Origin of the sequence: Marseilla massiliensis, from assembly GCF_016899955.1 — a bacterium.
Taxonomy (GTDB): Bacteria; Bacteroidota; Bacteroidia; order Bacteroidales; family Bacteroidaceae; genus Prevotella; species Prevotella intestinigallinarum.
This window is the reverse complement of record NZ_JACJJL010000056.1, coordinates 1-3,661: the sequence shown is the minus strand read 5'-3', so window position 1 is coordinate 3,661 and position 3,661 is coordinate 1. Positions and strand designations below refer to the sequence as shown.

Annotated in this window: 5 protein-coding genes and 1 pseudogene; 4 read left to right on the top strand and 2 right to left on the bottom strand. The window is 49.7% G+C overall.

The window, feature by feature from the left end:
• Nucleotides 1-107 (top strand): annotated as a pseudogene (locus H6B30_RS16455) (TraX family protein); the annotation flags it as partial.
• Nucleotides 108-241: 134 nt separating this feature from the next.
• On the opposite strand, the gene H6B30_RS15595 reads toward H6B30_RS16455, so the two are convergent.
• Both H6B30_RS15595 and H6B30_RS15590 read right to left on the bottom strand, forming a co-directional pair.
• Entirely contained in the window at nt 242-781 is a 540-nt protein-coding gene (locus H6B30_RS15595; RefSeq protein WP_338089011.1) for an AlkZ-related protein, read from the bottom strand.
• Between the two features lie 10 nt (nt 782-791).
• On the bottom strand, nt 792-1,157 hold the full coding sequence (locus tag H6B30_RS15590; RefSeq protein WP_125105091.1) for a DUF2200 domain-containing protein: 366 nt from the start codon (nt 1,155-1,157) through the stop codon (nt 792-794).
• Nucleotides 1,158-1,424: 267 nt separating this feature from the next.
• On the opposite strand from H6B30_RS15590, the gene H6B30_RS15585 reads away from it, so the two are divergent.
• The 3 genes from H6B30_RS15585 to H6B30_RS15575 are packed head-to-tail and all read left to right on the top strand — an operon-like array spanning nt 1,425 to nt 3,582.
• Nucleotides 1,425-2,411 (top strand): DUF3592 domain-containing protein, encoded by a 987-nt coding sequence (locus H6B30_RS15585; RefSeq protein WP_205112186.1) that lies wholly within the window; start codon nt 1,425-1,427, stop codon nt 2,409-2,411.
• 38 nt (nt 2,412-2,449) lie between these two features.
• Nucleotides 2,450-3,163 carry a DUF3592 domain-containing protein gene (locus H6B30_RS15580; protein ID WP_177608005.1) on the top strand — a complete coding sequence of 238 codons (714 nt, stop codon included), beginning with the start codon at nt 2,450-2,452 and terminating at the stop codon, nt 3,161-3,163.
• Nucleotides 3,164-3,177: 14 nt separating this feature from the next.
• Entirely contained in the window at nt 3,178-3,582 is a 405-nt protein-coding gene (locus tag H6B30_RS15575) for a hypothetical protein (protein WP_239484169.1), read from the top strand.
• Nucleotides 3,583-3,661 lie beyond the last annotated feature (79 nt).

Genomic DNA, 3,661 nt, shown 5'->3' with positions numbered 1-3,661 from the left:
TCATCTTCCTGTATAACGGCACAAGGGGTTTCATCCACGGGAATGTGGCCAAGTACTGTTTCTATGCCTTTTATCCGGCACATCTGTTCCTTTTATGCATCTGTTGAATGTTCACTTCAACAGGAAGTCAAATAAACGTCCGTCCGCATCCGGGAACAATCCTTGAAAGTGCTTTTCCATCCGCTGGCGCGACTCTTCGGGAGTGCGGTCGGGATGGCAGCTGTCCTTGCCCAAGAGGACTTCAGGCATGGTAAGCAACGACCATCCCCCAGCCGTAGTTGCGCCCGTGCCGGTCTTTCGAATAGACGAAATCCTCCGTGACGATATAACAGCCCATTTCAAGACGTGAGATATAGGTATCGAACTTGCCGCGCATCTTCGTTCCCGTAAAGCCGCAGGCTTTGCGCAGGTCACAGGTAATCATGCTGCCGTTTTCCTGCAATGTCTGAAGTATCATGTCCTCAATGCTGCTTTCCTCCGGATGTGGATACACATTTCGGCGCCAGTTGCAGAAGTCCGGCCACCATTCGCGGCTTATGAAGGCAGCTTTCCGGTCAAAGAACTTGCCGTATGCGCATCCGCTCTCCCGGATGATGTCGCCTTTCCATTCCCATAGCGGCCATTCCCATCCGCCGTCGGGCAACGTGACGTAACGGCATTCCTCGTCAACCGCTTCTTCCGCCGACCATCCGTCCAGTCCCATGTGCAGCAACGGCAGGAAGCCGATTTCGTTGATGTATTCAACCAATCCGCTGCAATTATATATCTCGTTTATTTTCATGGCAACTTTTTTATGTATTCGGACAAGAGTTCCTTAGAATCTTATCCATGCTCTTCCCTTTGGCAAGTTCGTCAACGAGCTTGTCAAGATACCTTATCTCACGCATCAGTGGTTCTGCAATGATCTCGACCCGAACACCGCAGACCGTTCCCTTGATAAGCAGGCGGTCGGGATTCAACTGTGGGGCGTTCTGAAAAAAATCGCCGTATGTAATGTCGGTGGCGAGAATTTCCGTAAGCTGTCCGGGCGTGTACCCTGTGAGCCATTGCACAATCTGCCGCACCTCGCTTTCCGACCGTCCCTTCCGTTCGGCCTTGGCAACCAGCAAGGGATAGACCTTGGCCAACGGCATCTGATATACTTTGTTCGTTTCCATGACACATTTATATGATGGCTGTTCACGTTCGTTTATATTGGGACAAAGTTGCTGTTCTTTTGCTAATCAGGCAATTTCCAGCTCGTTTCTTGTCATATTCTACAAAATTTTAGGAAAAGGCGTCGGAAATCATAGGTTTATGCACTTGTAATTATCTATATTCCGCCATAATTTGGTTTATGCTATTCGCCATATTTCACAATGCTGTAACCGTGATGAAACATCAGGATGCTATTTTTGTCATCAAATCCATTAAACATTCGTATCATGAAAGAAAAGGACCTGCGCAAAGAAGCCTATAAAGAAAGCAAGAAGAGCCAACGAAAGGAAACGGTTATTGTCTTTGCAGTAATAGCCGGGGCAGGTGCTCTTTTCTGGTGCGCATTGATTCCGATTAATTTTTGGTTTGGCTGTGGATTAGGCCTTTTCTTAATCGCAGTGGCTTGCTTCTTTGCCCATGCTACCTGGAAGAGGCATCAGACGGAGCTTCACGCGGTTGCGCAAGGTATCTTGACGGAAGCCGAAGTGGTGGAAGTGAAGGATGAAAAGGACTCTGACGGCAAGCTGACGACAATGGCCGTCTATGAATTTGCCTTGCCCGGAGGCTTGAAGCACCGCTTCAAGGAATCCGTTTCTTCCTCGATGGCAGGGATTTTGGGGCTGATACGGGTGGGCGTCAAGCTTCCCCTGTTTGTTGACCGGAATAATCCGGACATTTTCTATAAGATGAAACACCGCCTTACGGAACAATCCGTTCCGGATATGGACGATGCCGTCATCAGCCAATACCTCGGAAAGTATGGGAATAGCTTGGACAGGCTACGGCCTGAGGAGGTTGTCCGGGGATACAAGATGTTCGGGCGGATATGGAGGACATTCTTAGGGCTCGTCATCGCCGGTGCGTTGGCAGGCATCGGTTTCGTGGTGTACAATAACTGGCGGAATATGCGCCATGACGACATCGGGCTTCCTCCCGGCGTGTTTATTTCCCTCATAGGCACTACGGAGGTCTACCAGTATTTCCCCGAAACCAATGAGTGGAGCTACTATGCAGATGATTTTGGTGTAGCGCGGACAGCCCGTTGGCGTTATGACAGCAAATGCCGCAAGCCGCTCCAACTGGGCTACACCGGTGCCTCTTTTACATCCCAAGGGGCGAGCGACTGGCCGGAACTGCTCATTCCCGAAAGTTACCGTGATCGGTTGGACGAGTTTGCCGCAGACAAGACGGACAACAGTTTGACTCCTCCATGATTTATCATTTGTCCTATTCACTAAAAAACATATTCATTATGTATCCCGACAGAGAGAAGGCATTGGCCAAAGGCAGACGGAAAGGCAAAACCTTTATCCGCGTATTCTGCGGCATATTTATTTCGGTAGGTATTATCCTGCTCATCGTCGGCATCGCCGTTGGTGTCAGCGGCCACACATTCCGGCAAAAGGCTGAACCGACGGATGCCGTTATCTTGGCCATGCGCGGAGCGAGCAGCGAATCGTTGGGTACTCCTGTCGTGGAATATACCGTAGACGGAAAATCCTATACGGCCATGCTCAACATGGCATCCTCGTCCATGTATCCGGGCAAGCGGATAACCATATATTATCAGAAAAACAATCCGCGGGAAGTGCGCTATCTGGACGATAACGGTTGGCTGATTCTCATCTTCGCGTTTATAGGAACCGTGTTTACCGGAATAGGGACGGCCTTCTGGCTGGTGAAACGCAGCCATGAGCGGAAAGCCCGTCAGCTGTTGGCAACGGGGGAAGTGGTGGAAGCGGAAATTACAGGCATCGGTGAAGATACAAGCAGTTCGATGAACGGACATCATCCTATCATGGTCAGTTGCCGCTACACCGCACCGGATGGACGGGTGTACTTCTTCCGCAGCGGTTCCTTCTGGTATGAAAGCTACGAGATAGCCCCGAAGAAGAAGGTGCGCGTGTATGTGGACCGCAACAATCCGGCAAATTATTATGTAGATGTGGACAGTGCCGTAGGATAAAGAGTCATCCCTTTATGCAAAGAATTATGCGGCTATTGAAATCATTTATCGTTTGGATATGCTTCATCCCTGTGGCAATACTCAATGGCGGATTGCGTGAATATGTACTGGTCAAGTTTATTGGAGAAGAAACGGCATTACCCGTGAGCGGGATATTGCTAAGCGTATTCATCTTTCTGGTAACATGGCTGATGCTTCCCCGTTTGGTAAAAGACTGTGGCATGAAAGGCTGTCTGGCAATAGGTGTTTGCTGGGCGTTATTGACCGCAGCCTTCGAGTCTGCCGCCGGAATTACCGGAGGCAGTACCATTACGGAAATTCTTGCCGCCTACAATCCATCGACGGGCAATCTGTGGGTGCTTGTATTGGCGACGACATTACTGTCACCTGTGCTGCTGAAAATGTTCAAACAGATTTAATTTAGAGGTATTGCTCCAATATACGGCTTAGCGAACGGACATACCTTGGGTCTTCCGCATAGCCGATGTTCTTCAGCCA

What these genes read in the sequence shown, in the direction of transcription:
- H6B30_RS15595 (WP_338089011.1), bottom strand. Translation starts at nt 781, where the DNA reads ATGAAAATAAACGAGATATATAATTGCAGCGGATTGGTTGAATACATC.
- H6B30_RS15580 (WP_177608005.1), top strand. Translation starts at nt 2,450, where the DNA reads ATGTATCCCGACAGAGAGAAGGCATTGGCCAAAGGCAGACGGAAAGGC.
- H6B30_RS15585 (WP_205112186.1), top strand. Translation starts at nt 1,425, where the DNA reads ATGAAAGAAAAGGACCTGCGCAAAGAAGCCTATAAAGAAAGCAAGAAG.
- H6B30_RS15590 (WP_125105091.1), bottom strand. Translation starts at nt 1,157, where the DNA reads ATGGAAACGAACAAAGTATATCAGATGCCGTTGGCCAAGGTCTATCCC.
- H6B30_RS15575 (WP_239484169.1), top strand. Translation starts at nt 3,178, where the DNA reads ATGCAAAGAATTATGCGGCTATTGAAATCATTTATCGTTTGGATATGC.